Annotated in this window: 11 protein-coding genes; 6 read left to right on the top strand and 5 right to left on the bottom strand. The window is 28.2% G+C overall.

What is annotated here, in order from left to right; all coding sequences use genetic code 11:
• Positions 1 to 191 precede the first annotated feature (191 nt).
• Positions 192 to 3,929, top strand: coding sequence for a glycosyltransferase family 117 protein (locus BMUR_RS09015; RefSeq protein WP_013114261.1), 3,738 nt, complete (start codon positions 192 to 194; stop codon positions 3,927 to 3,929).
• An 81-nt stretch (positions 3,930 to 4,010) separates the two neighbouring features.
• Here BMUR_RS09015 and BMUR_RS09010 read toward each other — a convergent pair whose 3' ends face one another.
• Both BMUR_RS09010 and BMUR_RS09005 read right to left on the bottom strand, forming a co-directional pair.
• A complete protein-coding gene (locus BMUR_RS09010; protein WP_013114260.1) occupies positions 4,011 to 4,643 on the bottom strand; it encodes a lactate utilization protein in 633 nt (210 codons plus the stop codon).
• A gap of 480 nt (positions 4,644 to 5,123) precedes the next feature.
• A complete protein-coding gene (locus BMUR_RS09005) occupies positions 5,124 to 5,981 on the bottom strand; it encodes a flagellin N-terminal helical domain-containing protein (protein ID WP_013114259.1) in 858 nt (285 codons plus the stop codon).
• 876 nt (positions 5,982 to 6,857) lie between these two features.
• Between BMUR_RS09005 and BMUR_RS09000 the strand changes: the two genes are divergently transcribed.
• The 3 genes from BMUR_RS09000 (at position 6,858) to BMUR_RS08990 (ending at position 9,718) form a co-directional block, all read left to right on the top strand.
• Positions 6,858 to 7,862, top strand: coding sequence for an Ldh family oxidoreductase (locus BMUR_RS09000; protein WP_013114258.1), 1,005 nt, complete (start codon positions 6,858 to 6,860; stop codon positions 7,860 to 7,862).
• Positions 7,863 to 7,876: 14 nt separating this feature from the next.
• A complete protein-coding gene (locus BMUR_RS08995; protein WP_013114257.1) occupies positions 7,877 to 8,545 on the top strand; it encodes a DNA alkylation repair protein in 669 nt (222 codons plus the stop codon).
• 756 nt (positions 8,546 to 9,301) lie between these two features.
• A complete protein-coding gene (locus BMUR_RS08990; protein WP_013114256.1) occupies positions 9,302 to 9,718 on the top strand; it encodes a single-stranded DNA-binding protein in 417 nt (138 codons plus the stop codon).
• Here the strand turns inward: BMUR_RS08990 and tmk are convergent.
• Both tmk and mraY read right to left on the bottom strand, forming a co-directional pair.
• Positions 9,687 to 10,298: a dTMP kinase gene (gene tmk, locus BMUR_RS08985; protein WP_013114255.1), complete on the bottom strand. Its 612-nt coding sequence runs from the start codon at positions 10,296 to 10,298 to the stop codon at positions 9,687 to 9,689. The two genes, BMUR_RS08990 and tmk, sit on opposite strands and share 32 nt — an antisense overlap.
• A gap of 77 nt (positions 10,299 to 10,375) precedes the next feature.
• Entirely contained in the window at positions 10,376 to 11,527 is a 1,152-nt protein-coding gene (mraY, locus tag BMUR_RS08980; RefSeq protein ID WP_013114254.1) for a phospho-N-acetylmuramoyl-pentapeptide-transferase, read from the bottom strand.
• A gap of 536 nt (positions 11,528 to 12,063) precedes the next feature.
• Between mraY and BMUR_RS08975 the strand changes: the two genes are divergently transcribed.
• Positions 12,064 to 12,516: an SET domain-containing protein gene (locus tag BMUR_RS08975; protein ID WP_013114253.1), complete on the top strand. Its 453-nt coding sequence runs from the start codon at positions 12,064 to 12,066 to the stop codon at positions 12,514 to 12,516.
• Positions 12,517 to 12,932: 416 nt separating this feature from the next.
• On the opposite strand, the gene BMUR_RS08970 is transcribed toward BMUR_RS08975, so the two are convergent.
• Complete coding sequence (locus tag BMUR_RS08970) at positions 12,933 to 14,243, bottom strand: NCS2 family permease (protein WP_013114252.1); 1,311 nt, start codon at positions 14,241 to 14,243, stop codon at positions 12,933 to 12,935.
• Positions 14,244 to 14,449: 206 nt separating this feature from the next.
• On the opposite strand from BMUR_RS08970, the gene BMUR_RS08965 reads away from it, so the two are divergent.
• On the top strand, positions 14,450 to 14,629 hold the full coding sequence (locus BMUR_RS08965) for a hypothetical protein (RefSeq protein WP_013114251.1): 180 nt from the start codon (positions 14,450 to 14,452) through the stop codon (positions 14,627 to 14,629).
• Positions 14,630 to 14,673 lie beyond the last annotated feature (44 nt).

Genomic DNA, 14,673 nt, shown 5'->3' with positions numbered 1-14,673 from the left:
TATAGTTGAATTATTTAAAAAATTATATTATTATGTAAAGTTATATAAACTAATAGATAATAGGTATTTGCACTTTTTGGTACTTTTTGCGGCGGGAAAAAGTACAAAATAACTTCATTGCCGCATATATCCAAAATACAATAACAATCGAAAACTATTGAATATATAATGAAATAAGAGGTAAATAATTAATGGCAAAACTTTCACATCTGGAAAAAGAATATATCAAAGCTAATTATAAAAATAAAAGCATTGATGAGCTTACAAAAAAGCTAGAAAAAGACAGAGAATTAATAGAAGAATATATTAATAATCTGCAAAATAGTCAAAAAACTAGTACAAAAAATAATAGTAAAAAAGAAAAATCTAATAAAGAAAACAGCGGAAATATACTTTCAAAACTATTCTCAAAAAAAGATAATGAGGAGCCTATTTTTAAAAGGTATGAAATAAAACCATATCATCTTTCAAAAATAGACGCTGTATTTGCTGCTATAGCTTTTCTTTTCACATTCTTTTTGTATCTGTTTACACTCACTCCTTCACTTTCAGCAGGAGATAACGGAGAGCTTACAACGGCTGCTTACTTCTTGGGTGTAGGGCATGCCCCGGGATATCCTTTCTACACTTTAATGTCCAAATTATTTACTTATATACCAGTAGGAAATATAGCTTGGAGAACCAATTTATTTTCTGGTACTTGTGCTGCTATTGCTATGATTTTCTTCTATCTTATTATGGTAAAAGTATTGGGTCAAAACAGAGTTGAAAGAGGATTTTCTCCAATAGTACAAATACCAGCACTTTTTGCAAGTATTGCATTCGCTATATCTGATAATATGTGGGCACAGGCTACTATGGCAGAAGTTTACAGTTTGAACATACTTCAAATAGCTTCTATGCTTTTAATACTTGTTTATTGGTTTGAAAATGTATGGAAACATGCCGATGATGAAGTGCCTTATTATGGAAACAAATATTTAATGGCTTTTGGATTTCTTTATGGTGTAGCACTTGCAAATCACCATGTAACTTTACCTTTTGCTTTTGCTCCGCTTTTGTTTATAGCAATAGTTTTATTTTTGGTTCATAAAGACAGATACATTAATCATATAGAAACTTCTTTTATATCAATATTCGTATTTTTGGTATTATTATTTATAGGCGGTTTCGGATACTATAGATTTATTATGAATTATGAGGCTTATTTATATTTTCCTCCGGGGGTAGCTTCTAATGATTCAATATTCTCTATAATATTTAAGCCTTTTGCTGATATGAATATAATGAGCGATATATTTACAGCACTTGCAAACGGTTCTTATTTAAGACCAGATATGATACAGAATCTTAAAGCTCCATTCTACCCTACTCTATACAAGGGAATGTTTTTAGTATTCTGGCCTTTATTTTTAGTAGTTGTTTGGTGCTTAGTATATAGATATTTCTTGTGCAAAATAGATAAATTTAATAATGATAATGATTTTATAACAGGCATATCAATATCATATTATAAAATGCTTTTAATGCTTGCAGTAGGCGTTATGATATATGCGTACATGCCTATAAGAGCAAGAGCTTTGCCTCCTCTAAACTGGGGACAATTAAATGAACCTTCAGGCTGGGAAAATTTAAGCTATTTATTTAGTATGATACATAGAAAACAGTACGGTACTTCTGGAAACGATGTTGCTGCAGCATTCATACTTCACCCAGAACAAGTATCTGCTTTGATAAATATATTCAAAACTCAATTGACAGTATTAGGATTACTGTTCTTAATACCGGGACTATTTCAAATATTTAAGAAAAATAAATTTATAGGTATATTCTCAGTATTTGGGCTTTTAAGTTTTGCCGTATCACTTATGGCATATACTAATCCGCCTCCAAGTGTTAGAACTTTATCATTTGTAGAAGTATTCTTCCTTCCAGCAACTTTATATATGCTTGTGATAATAGGCTTTGGTTTTCAATGGTATATGGAATATTTTAATACTAATATAAAAAATGTATTAAAACCTTCTAAAGAAGAAAGTGCAGATACCACATTAAAACCTTATCATGCAATATCACTTATAGCAATATTTGCAATAATGATTCCTATATTTGTAATGAATCTAAGCCGTAATAATAACTCAAAAGATTTTAGCAACCATGACTATTCATACAATATGATGAACTCTCTTCCAGATAATGCAATATTTGCTACAGAAGGAGGAGACAACCAAGTATTCGGACTTGTATATTACACTATGGTTGAAAGAAGAAGACCAGATTTAAAAATATATGACCAAAAGGGTAATGTATTTGAAAGAATATACGGAAACCTTATGAAAACAGACGGCAGATGGCTAGGAGATATAAGCGATGCCGTTGATAAAGACTTTATAGAGTCTGGCAGACCTTATTATATGGCTTGGAGACGAGACGGACTTTACAGGCTTGGTGATTACTACTTCAAGGCTTATGGTTTAGTATTCAAAGTTCAGCCTATTAAATATGCTTTAGTTGATGAATTAGAGTTCTTTAAGGTACTTACTGTTAATGACTATAAAGATATTGCTAAAGAGCATTTAAAAAGAGATTATGAGAATGAAAAAATAGCAGCAGATTTAAATGCATTATTAGATGAAGGCTTAATTTCAGCAGCAAGAAAAAATATTTATGACGGAAACGAAGAGATAACTTTCGTAAAAATGTATGAGCTTCCTTTCCCAGAGTTTAAAACGGAAGAAGATTACTGGAACAGCTATACTATGCAGGGAACTGCTGAAGAGATTTCTCATTATGATTTCTTAACAAGAGAGATATTTGTAAGTTCATATTCTCTTGCTAAAATAGATATGTATAACAGAAAAATAAAAATGTATCAAAAACTTTTAGGCTTTATGGGTAATGGAGACATTGCTAAAAACGGCATTACAAGAGATGAAGCTAATCAAAAAATAGCAGAGTTTCAGGACTTAAAAAAGCAGGAAGAAGAAAGAATGCTTACTATAGGTTTTGATATGTCTAATGTATACTTTGCTGTGGGCAATCAGGCTATTATGGACGGCAATTATGAAAGAGCGGCTTTAATGTTTGAAGAGCTTATAAAATTAGAAAAACTTATTTATCCTGCTTATTTTAACTTAGCTGCTTCTTATGAATATTTGGCACGCTCAAAAGATACCCCTTATGATAAAGAGGCAGAGTATTTAAATAAAGCCAAAGATGTGCTTACCAGAGCAGAAAAAACTTTCCACAGAGGAAAAGATATGGGAGATGCGGCAAGAGAGCAGAATCAAACTTATCAGCAGATAAAACAATTTATTGCTAGAATAGATGCACAGCTTAAAACTACAAGACAGCAGGCTGATAATCTTAAAGCTCAGGCTGTGAAAGAAGATACTTTTGAAAGCTATTCTTCTTATGCTAATTATATATATCAAAACAGACAGGATATAGAAGAAACTCTATGGGCAAAATTAGAGGCTAGAAAAAGAGCAAGAACAAGAGAGCATATGGTAGCTGTTAATAAAGATATATCAATACTATATGCTAACATAGGAGACACTGCGAGTTCTATAAATACATTAATTGATACTCTTAAAATGAGAGATTTAACTAAAGACGAAAGAACAGGACTTGAATTTGATTTAGCTAATATATATCTCAACAGTAAAATGTATGATGAAGCTGTAAGTACATATTCTAAATACACTAATGAGCTTAATCAGGACGGTGCTTTTGCCTTATATGCTATAGGTCATATATATATAGAACAAAACAAAGTTATAGAGGCTTTAAATATATATAATGACTTCAAAAGAGTAATGTCGCCTTTAGCAGCAACTAATGATGTTATAGCTAATTTGGACAAAGATGTAGAAAGCAGAAGACTTCAGATAATGCAGTATTTAGCTTCTATGAATAACGGACAATAAAAAATAATATTTTTAATAAAAAGGCTTGCTATTAAATTAGTAAGCCTTTTTTAAAAGTTTATATTTATTTTTTATTTAAAACTAAAATCCTAATTCCTCATCTATAAATATTATATGTATTCTGTCTTTTATATGGCATTTGTTAACTATAATAGTATAAGCACATAATCTATTTTCTATATCGCAGTTTTCCTCATCGCAAATCATATCACCTTTGCAGCAAGGATTATCTACTTTAAATCTTACTGAGTTTTCTCCTGCCGCAATACTTCTTACTCTTTTTACAGCATCTTCTACAGTATTACAAACCTTATTTCTTCCAACAATTAAAAATACTTTTTTAGGTCCATAAATAGTAGCAGCAACTCTGTTTCCGCCGCCGTCTGTAGATACAATATCACCATTTTTTGTTACAGCATTAGCCGAACACAAATAAACATCGCTTGCAAATGCTTTTATCTCTGCTTCTGCTTTTAATTCTTTATTATTTCTGTCAATAAAATTCTTATAGCCTTTCAAATCTTCTAATATGCCCATTTCATTAACTGATATGCTTCCGCCAAATGTAATAGTATCATTCTCTTTTATAAGAGATAATACAAACTTTTTTGCATCTTCCTTACTGCTGAAACTATCAAAAGCAAAACCTTTTTTATTAAACTTTTCTTTTAAAACTAAAGATAATCTTTGAAAATATTCTTCCTGAACTGTCATAAAAAATCCCTCATTTATTATATTTATTAAAATAGTATAAATATAACTTATATTTTTTTCAATATTATTTTAACTCCCCGCCCACCTTTAAAGTTGATAATTAATACTGCTATTTTGATAATCACTATATATTTATAACTTCATCTGTTATTTAAAGCCCACACCCTAGCTTTATTTAAATATTACAGTCTATTCTCCGCACGCAGAGCTAAATTAATAAAATATAAACAAATTAAAAAAACACATTTTATTAATATTCAAAATTTAATTAAACGTGCGGGTGAGTGAAACAATAAATTTATAAAACGCTTGGGCGGGCTTGTCTTTAATAATCAAAACTTTTAAATATTAATAAAGTTATAATGAAAAATAAAAACATCTGATTTTAAAGGGTGGGGGATGTAATGAGATTGTAAAAAAATAGCCAGTCCCATTAAAATTAATGAGACCAGCTATTTTTATAAAACGTACTTTAATTAATTATTGAATTAAACGTAAAGCACCTTGGTTCATAGTATTAGCTTGAGCCAACATAGCTAAATTAGCCTGACTCAATATTTGGTCTTTAGCAAATTTAACAGAAGTTTCAGCCATATCAGTATCTCTTATTCTGCTTTCAGAAGCTGCAGTGTTTTCATAAGCTATCATTAAGCCTTGAGCAGTAAGCTCTAATCTGTTTTGATAAGCACCTAAATTAGATCTTTGTTTAGAAACTTTCATTAAAGCTTCATCAACTAAACCTATAGCACTGTTAGCTTTGTCTATAGAAGAAATAGAAATACTAACACCTTCAGGAGTTTGTAATCCCAAAGCAGCAGCAGTCATAGTTCCTATATAAACTCTTCTTCTTTCGTCCATGTTGGCACCCATATGAAACCACATAGAAGCAACAGGAGCTCCGCCTTCGTTAGGATTAGCAAATCTTCCAGTTAACATGTTAAGAGTATTGAATTGAGCTTGGCTAGCAATACGGTTAACTTCATCTACTAATTGAGAAACTTCAACTTGAATAAGCATTCTGTCAGCATCAGTATAAATACCGTTAGCAGATTGTACAGACAATTCACGTATTCTTTGTAAAATGTCTTGGCTTTCTTGAAGGTAACCTTCAGTAGTTTGAATGAAAGATATACCGTCTTGAGTGTTTCTTTCAGCCTGACGTAAACCGCGGATTTGAGTACGCATTTTTTCAGATACAGCAAGTCCGGAAGCATCATCTCCGGCTCTGTTAATTCTTAATCCAGAAGAAAGAGCAGCCATATCTTTAGATAGTTCTACATTTCTGAATTTTAAAGTACGCTGTGCATTTATAGCACTAATGTTATTATTGATGATCATCGTCATCCTCCATGATATTTATTCAAAAAGGCATCCGTGCCTAATTGGCAAAAAATATTAAAGAGAATTTAAGGTATTCCGACAATCTTTAATGACTATATAAAGTTGCCAAAAATACCATTAAATCCTATATAAGAATATAATCACGCCAATAATTATATCCTTATCAAATTATATGGTATCAACTAAGCAAATAGGGAGTTCGAGACCGCCAAATACTTGAACTCTCATTTTGCTATATAATAATTTTCGGTCTTCTCGGAATAAAGTTTAATTTGGTTTAGCATTTTTTTCATTTTTTTCCTAAAAAATTTAAAAATTAGCTTTATATACTACGTTTCATACACTTTTTATATAAAAAACTTATCAAAACTTCTTTTTTGTAGAACTTTTATCCTAATATGTATTAAAAATCACTACAAATATAATATTTACAATATTGATGCCTAGAATAATATGATAAATTCTTAAAGCTAACATATTATTTCAGCATTTTAATATCTAAATATCTATGTACTGCTTCATAAAAAACAAATACTATACAATATGTTTAAAACTACATTTAACGAAGAATGCTTTTTGCAAATTGCTGCCTAAATTTTAAGCATTGTCATAAATTTTATACATAATTATTAAGATATAAAGCTACAGCAGTAATTGCATTTTATAGAATCGTATACTAAATATAAAAGCAAAAAAGTTAAAGTACATTTAGAAAAATATAGAAATTGACAAAATAAAATTGCTTCAGTATATATGCAAAATCAATAATATATTATAAAAAAGAAAATAATAGTTATTGACATTATATTTATAATTATGTAAACTTTATTATGTTTGTTAAAGTATAAGACTATAATGAAAGGTTTTGCAATTATGATAAAAGTTAAAGCAGAAGAATTAATGGATGCCGTATATAATAAATTCAAATCAGCAGGAGTATCGAACGAACAGGCCGGCATTGTAACAGACGTACTTCTTTATGCTGATATAAGGGGAATACATTCTCATGGTGTATTGAGAGTTGAGCATTATATTAACAGAATAAAACAAGGCGGAATAAATTTACATTCTGAGTTTAAGATAGAAAGAAAAAGACCAGCATTTGCATTGATGGATGCGGACGGAGGATTTGGACATGTAGCAAGTCAGTATGCGATGGAATGGGCTTTAGAAACTGTTGAAAAACAGGGAATAGCATTGATAGGAATAAAAAATAATAGTCATGCAGGAGCTTTAGGATATTATAATAAAATGGCAATAGATCAAAATAAAGTTTCTCTTATAATGGTTAATACAGACCCTTGTGTTATACCTTTCGGCGGAAAAAGATCTTTCTTCGGTACCAATCCTATAAGCTACGGATTTCCAGCTAAAAAAGATTTTATACTTGGAGATATGGCAACAAGCGAGGTATCATTAGGACGCATATTTACAGCAAGAGAGAATAATGAAACAGTACCTATTCATTGGGGGGTTGATAAAAACGGAAATCCTAGTTCTGACCCTAATGAAATAAAATATGTTGTACCTTTCGGAGGGGTTAAAGGGTATTTAATAATGACTATGGTTGAAGCCTTTACAGGGCTTTTAATAGGTCAGGCTTACTGCAATAATTTAGTAAAGATGTACGGAGACATGGATAAAAAAAGAAATCTTTCTACATTTATGCTTATTGCAGATCCTGCTGTTTATAATGATTTGGACACATATTTAAATACTGTTCAGTCATTCATTGATGATATAAGAAAAGAGCCGGCATTAAAAGAAGGTGAAACTATATCAATACCTGGCGAGAGAAAAGAGGCTTGTTCAAAGAATTATTTAAAAGAAGGAATACCTTTATCAGAGCATGTTTATAATTATATTTTTGATAAGTAATTTTTAAGGTTTCAATGAATGATTTATATAATAATCTTTCAAAAGAATTTGAAAGATTGAGAAATAATAAAGAAGCTGCTTCAATGGCTAAATACATGAAAAATAATTTTGAGTTTTTGGGTATTCATTCAAAAGAGAGAAAAGAAGCTCAGAAAAAAATATTTAAAACAATTCCAAAAGATAAAAAAGAAAATATAGATTTTAACTTTACAGACAAATGCTATAAAAATAAATACAGAGAATTTCAGTATGCTGCAATAGATTATCTTATTTTAAAAAAGAAATATTTAAATAAAACTCATATAGAAAAATTAAAAGAATATGCCCTAACAAAATCATGGTGGGATACTATAGATTTTTTGGATAGAATTATCGGAGATATTGCCTTAAGAGATGAAACAGTTAATGACATACTTTTAGAATGGTCTTTATCCGATAATATTTGGCTTAGAAGAATAGCAATAGATCATCAGATTTTGAGAAAAGAAAAAACTAATACAGAATTATTAGAGCAAATTATAATGAATAATTTAAACAATAAAGAGTTTTTCATAAATAAAGCAATAGGTTGGTCATTAAGAGATTATAGTAAATCCAATCCTGATTGGGTAAGAGATTTTATAGAGAGGCATCAAGATGACATGGCTAACCTCAGCATCAAAGAAGCAAGAAAATATATTTAATTTTTTCTATTAATGCACGGCAAACAAAATAAGAAAGAAAATATTTCCATAACATAGAGTAAATTATATTGTTTATATTTTATTTACTAAAAAAAATATCAAAATTAATTTGCCGTATAATAACAATAATGGCTTTATTTACAAATAAGGTATCAATTAGTGATGGCGAAAAATATTAGATGTATATATAGAAAATTATGATAAAGTAAATTGTACTTTTGGATAATAATGTATTAGCTGTTAATAATTTTTGGGATTTGATATTAAAAGAAACAATATCATAAATATTATAATTTAGACGAAAAAACAAAATATAAAGCTAATATCATGTTAGTATCAGATGCTATATATAATATTCTAATAATTCTAGATTTATGTTGATTTTTACTGTTATAACTTTTGGCAGTATTATTATATAAAGTTGATAAAAATAAGTTTAAAAAATTATTTACATATCCTGCCATTTAAAATTTTATGCTTTATTTTGAATTTCAATATTAAAGTATTAATTATTATAAATAAAAAATACAAATAAACAAGGCAGTCTATCAATAAAGCTATACAAAATATTCAAAAAATCAATGTTATATATATGAGATATAATTTAATATTTCAATCAAATGTAAAACAAAAAAATATAATAAAACAAGACATATATATTATATATTGAAAAAAATTATAAATATTAGGCTTATTTTATAAAAAAAATTTGTTTAACTAATACCATAAAAAACAATAATTTTAAGGAGTTTTAATATGTCTGGAAATACTAATATAGTAATAGTAGAAGGAAGGTTAACTAAAGATCCAACATACATGAAAACAAAAACAGGAAGATCTTTATGCAAATTCAGTATCGCAAACAATAAATATTATTACAGCAATGGAAATCTTCAAAAGGAGGTGTATTATTTTGACTTAGTTGCTTGGGGATATAATGCAGATAAAGCAGCTGTAAATTTATTTAAAGGAAAACATGTACTAGTTAATGGAGAATTAAGACAAAATATATACACATCTAAAGACGGAAGCAAAAAAAACAGTTTTTATATATTGGTTTCAGAAATAAATAATCTTGATAAAAAATCAGTAGGAAACATTGAATATACAAAAACTGCCAACAATCAAAGATTATCCGATTTTATTGAAGAGAATCTAGAGGAAGTATTTTAGAATCTCTTATAATTTGCATAAGTTCATTTTTTAGAGCTTCTTCATCTTTATCTGCATTTATATGATGTATATTTGCGGCATTAAAAGAAGAAAATATTTCATCAACTTTCTTAAGATAGTTTTTATTTTCAAATCTATCGACAAAACCTCTTTTTTCCATAATTCTATTTAAAGCGGTTTCTATAGGCAGATGAAAGATAAATACCAAGTCAGGTTCTATTATAAAATCTTTATGCAGATTATAAATATATTCTCTGTCAATACCTTTTGCCCCTTGATATGCTATTGAAGAATACATATACCTATCCAAAATTACAGCATAACCGTCATTGATTGCAGGCTTTATCATATTCTGTACATGTTCTTTTCGGTCAGCTATAAATAGGGATAATTCTTCTTCGGGTTTTAAATCTTTAGAAAGCATACTCTCTCTAAGTTTAGAGCCGAAATATGCATGAGTAGGCTCAAAAGTATATATAGATTTAATACCGATATTATTTAATTCATTTGTAAGAAGCATTCCATGAGTAGATTTTCCAGAACCGTCTATGCCTTCTATTACTATTAATTTCCCATTCATAGTTTTACCTCAAAAATTTAGATTATAATATTCCCCATATTAAATATAACAATTATTTAAATAATTCAATAAAAAAATTATCTTATTTTTAATGTTGCTATACCTATAATTGCAGCTATTATACCTATAATATAGAATCTGAATACAACCTGAGTTTCTTTCCAGCCAGACTTCTCAAAATGGTGATGTAAAGGAGCCATTTTAAATATACGCCTTTTATTGAAAAATTTATAAGAGAATACTTGTAAAACTACACTTAAAGCCTCTGCCACATAAACAGCCCCTATAATTAGAAGAAGAAGTTCATGTTTTATAAATAAGGCTATAATACCCAAAACCCCGCCTAAAGATAAACTTCCAACATCTCCCATAAATACCTGAGCAGGGTGGGCATTAAACCATAAAAATCCTAAACCAGCACCTATCAAAGCACCCACAAAAACTGTAACTTCTCCTGCATCTGCTATAAAAGGTATTTTTAAATATGTTGCTATAAGAGAGTTTCCAGATACATAAGAAAGCACTGCTAATGCCATAGACATTATGATTAAAAGTCCTATAGCAAGACCATCAAGTCCGTCTGTTAAATTTACAGCATTACTCATACTAACAACTACAAATGTGGCAAATGGTATATATAAAAGTTTCAAATCTATATAAAGCGTACTTGCAAATGGTATAAATATAGTAGAAGATGGCACCTGTGCTACCTTTACCGCCTCTAATACACCTATACCCTGATTAAGTTCAAATGTCATCAAAAATGTTGATTTATCAAAATAATATAAATAAACTCCTATTACAATACCTACAAAAGTTTGAAAAAATATTTTATATTTACCCGGAAGACCTTTTGAGTTTTTATATTTAATCTTTAAAAAATCATCTAAAAAACCCGCAACAGCAAGTATGAAGAGAGAAAAGGAAAGAAGAATTATTTTTAAATTATCGAGTTTTCCCCATAACAATATACTAATCAAAATACTTCCTACTATAAATATTCCGCCCATAGTAGGAGTGCCTGTTTTTACCAAATGTGTTTCAGGTCCGTCATCTCTTACAACCTGTCCGAAATGGAGTTTTCTTAATTTTTCTATAATATTTGGAGCAAATAAAAGAACAAGTATTAATGCCGTTGCAACTGCTCCTGCTGTTCTAAAAGTAATATATCTAAATAGATTAAAACCAAAAAATGATTCTCTTAATGGATAAAAAATTTCGTATAACATGACTATTAACAACCTTTACATAATAAAAAAAGTTAAACATTTACTCTCTATACTATTATATATATATTGTTTTGTCAATTAAAAAATATTATGTTAATTTATATTTTTTATACCAATATCATTACAAAAACTATTCAAAATATAAATACTGTAAACATTATAATATATATGTTATAATATTATACATATATTGATATTATTATATAATAGACTTATTTCAAAAGTAAATCAATAGGTAATTATACTATTTTAATTTTCAGTATTTTTTATTTTATAAGTGGGGCTTTGCCCCACACCCCACTTCTTTTGGCGACCCAAAGAAGCAAAAGGACTGCATGTTCATATACTAAAATAATAAATTGTAAAACATTATTTTAATAATTTATAAATTATCAAAATTTTATATATAATATTATCAAGTAATTTTGAAATAAGTCTATATAATAAACAATAGTATTTATCTTGTCATATAAAAACTTTTATTTTTAGCAAATTATATTACTAATAATATTTTTTATAATTTAGTACACTAAATATTGATTTTTCAAAGATTTGTCAAGCTCATATGTTTGAATAATAAAATTATATTATATATACTAATAAATATATTAATAAGGAGTTTACTTATACAAGAAAAAAGTCAAAAAGATAAATGTAAGGATTGGACTTATATAACAGGAATTATTTATAACGTATTCCATACAATAGAAAAAGAGCATGTAAACGATAAACTTGTAACTAAAGTATTTGATTCGTTTCTAGCAGAAATTAAATATGTTAATAATGAATTTTATAACGCATATAATAACGGTGAATATGAAGAAATAGAATTTCCTCCATATAGGACAGATGATTACACTCAATTAGTTAGTAATATTAACTCACTAACAACACCTTATAATGCAGCTTTCAACTGGAAAGAGTTTGTTAAAGGTGTTCTGGCAACTCTTGTGCCTACAATAGAATTATTTTCTCAATATTTTAGTTGAAATAAAAAGAAATATGGTGCATTCTATACCCTATAAATGGGCTTATGAAGAGTATCGGTGAAATAAAAAAAATCATTTCAAAATAATTATTGATAATTTTATTTACTAAGTATACAATATTATGTATACTTAGTATTTCTTTAATTAGACCTGCTGCATTTTATATATATGTCTATATCCATTATACAATGAATTTAAAATAATATTATTTGTTTAGATATATACTGAAACAATTTTATTTTCTAAATTTTTGTATTAATAAATGAATTAAATAATGAAGCAGATAATATTAAACATTTTACTTTTGAATAATTTTATTACAATGAAAAAATAATTATATTTTTTATAATATTTAAATAATATCAATATATAAAAAAGAGAGGATATTTATTTATCCCCTCTTTATATAATACAATTTATCCTAAAAAACCCTGTATAACAGGCATTAGTATTTTTATTAAAAGAAGTGCTGATAATATCCAAGTTAATAAAGATATATCTTTAGTTTTACCAGAAACAAATTTTAATATAGTAAAAGATAATACTCCGAAAGTAATACCTTCAGCTATACTGTATGCAAAGGGCATAAATATTATACATATAAAAGCCGGTATTGATTCAGTATAATCATCAAAATTAATTTCTAATATAGGCGTCATCATAAATAATCCTACTATTATCAAAGCGGGAGCAGTAGCTGCAGAAGGTATTGATAAAAATATATGCGATAAAAACAATGATATAGTAAACAATATAGCAACCACTAAAGAAGTAAGTCCAGTTTTTCCGCCTTCAGCAACACCTGAAGCACTTTCTACATATGTAGTAACAGTTGATGTTCCAAGGCATGCACCTACAACAGTACCTACGGCATCAGCAAATAAAGCCTGTTTACATCTAGGTACTTCCCCGCTTCTTGTAAGCATATTGGCTTTAGTACAAACACCTACTAATGTACCAACTGTATCAAACATATCTACAAAAAGAAAAGTAAATAATACTATAAACATATTAGGACTAAGTATATTGCTGAAATCAAGTTTAAAAGCTATAGGCTCTAATGAAGGAGGTATGAAACTTCCATGAGGAGAAAGTTTTGTAAGCCCCATAGGAATGCCTATTATAGTAGTAATAAATATACCCAAAAGTATAGCCCCTTTAACATTATAAGAAAGCAAAATAGCAGTGATAATAATACCTAATATTGCAAGAAGTCCGCTTCCGGAAGTAATATTTCCAAGACTTAGCAAAGTAGAATCGTTATTAACTATTATCTTAGCATTCTGAAGTCCTATAAAAGCAATAAACAAGCCTATTCCAACCGAAATAGCTCTTTTCATATTAACAGGTATGCTATTAACTATAGCCTCTCTTACATTAAATATAGTAAGCAGCACAAATATAACACCTTCTATAAATACTGCAGTTAAAGCAGTCTGCCAGCTGTAACCCATACCAAGAACTACAGTAAAAGCAAAAAAGGCATTAAGTCCCATACCCGGTGCTAAAGCAAAAGGCAAATTAGCAAGCAAAGACATTATCAATGTTGCTATGATAGCTGATACTACAGTAGCAGTAAAAACAGCACCTTTATCCATACCTGTAGCACTAAGTATATCAGGGTTTACTGCCAATATATATGCCATAGTCATAAAAGTAGTAAAGCCTGCTATAATTTCTGTTTTTACATTTGTGCCATGTTCTTTCAGCTTAAAAAACTTTTCCATAAAATATATCCTTTATTATTTTTTATCACAAAAATTTCATATTGATATTGTGAAAGCTATACTATATATGAGTATTATAATTTTTGCAATATTTTTTGAAAATAAATTGATTAATAATAATACTTAAAAAATTACACTTTTTATGACGGTTTTTGTCATAGCATTACTTTATAATATTAATAAAGAGTTAATAGGAGCTAATTATTATGTATAAAACAGAAAAGAAAAAATTAAAGAAGCAAAAGAAATATTATCAAATGAAGCAGAAACAGCATGCATATTCGGATTATCGTATAATAGATACAAATAGCATTATAAAACAAAAACAGTATTTAAATAATAAAATATTACTGAAAATGAATTATATAAACAAAATAAAAGCCTAATATGTTTTTATTATCATACTAGACTTTATTATTTTTTTATTAAT

Origin of the sequence: Brachyspira murdochii DSM 12563, from assembly GCF_000092845.1 — a bacterium.
GTDB lineage: Bacteria > Spirochaetota > Brachyspiria > Brachyspirales > Brachyspiraceae > Brachyspira > Brachyspira murdochii.
This window is presented reverse-complemented; position numbering and strand designations above follow the sequence as displayed.

Bases quoted from the DNA above. Each gene is read 5' to 3' on its own strand.
- BMUR_RS09000 (WP_013114258.1), top strand. From the start codon at position 6,858: ATGATAAAAGTTAAAGCAGAAGAATTAATGGATGCCGTATATAATAAA.
- BMUR_RS08965 (WP_013114251.1), top strand. From the start codon at position 14,450: ATGTATAAAACAGAAAAGAAAAAATTAAAGAAGCAAAAGAAATATTAT.
- tmk (WP_013114255.1), bottom strand. From the start codon at position 10,298: ATGAATGGGAAATTAATAGTAATAGAAGGCATAGACGGTTCTGGAAAA.
- BMUR_RS08990 (WP_013114256.1), top strand. From the start codon at position 9,302: ATGTCTGGAAATACTAATATAGTAATAGTAGAAGGAAGGTTAACTAAA.
- BMUR_RS08995 (WP_013114257.1), top strand. From the start codon at position 7,877: ATGAATGATTTATATAATAATCTTTCAAAAGAATTTGAAAGATTGAGA.
- mraY (WP_013114254.1), bottom strand. From the start codon at position 11,527: ATGTTATACGAAATTTTTTATCCATTAAGAGAATCATTTTTTGGTTTT.
- BMUR_RS09010 (WP_013114260.1), bottom strand. From the start codon at position 4,643: ATGACAGTTCAGGAAGAATATTTTCAAAGATTATCTTTAGTTTTAAAA.
- BMUR_RS08970 (WP_013114252.1), bottom strand. From the start codon at position 14,243: ATGGAAAAGTTTTTTAAGCTGAAAGAACATGGCACAAATGTAAAAACA.
- BMUR_RS09005 (WP_013114259.1), bottom strand. From the start codon at position 5,981: ATGATCATCAATAATAACATTAGTGCTATAAATGCACAGCGTACTTTA.
- BMUR_RS09015 (WP_013114261.1), top strand. From the start codon at position 192: ATGGCAAAACTTTCACATCTGGAAAAAGAATATATCAAAGCTAATTAT.